Below are 265 nucleotides of genomic sequence, written 5' to 3'. Positions count from 1 at the left end.
GAAGTCGGTGGGGTAACCTTTTTGGAGCCAGCCGCCTAAGGTGGGACAGATGATTGGGGTGAAGTCGTAACAAGGTAGCCGTATCGGAAGGTGCGGCTGGATCACCTCCTTTCTATGGAGAATTGATGAACGCTGTTCATCAATATAAGTTTCCGTGTTTCGTTTTGTTCAGTTTTGAGAGAACTATCTCTCATATATAAATGTATGTTCTTTGAAAACTAGATAACAGTGTAGCTCATATTTTTTAATTTTTAGTTTGGTTAAG

The 265-nt window shown here is 40.4% G+C and carries 1 rRNA gene; it reads left to right on the top strand.

Features of this window, described 5'->3' with window-relative positions:
* Positions 1 to 112, top strand: a 16S ribosomal RNA gene (locus GBN78_RS30005); the annotation flags it as partial.
* Between the last annotated feature and the right edge of the window lie 153 nt (positions 113 to 265).

The organism is Bacillus sp. B2-WWTP-C-10-Post-4 (genome assembly GCF_009183805.1).
In the GTDB taxonomy this organism is placed as follows: domain Bacteria; phylum Bacillota; class Bacilli; order Bacillales; family Bacillaceae_G; genus Bacillus_A; species Bacillus_A cereus.
The sequence above is the reverse complement of the archived record's forward strand: the minus strand, read 5'-3'. Positions and strand labels throughout refer to the sequence as shown.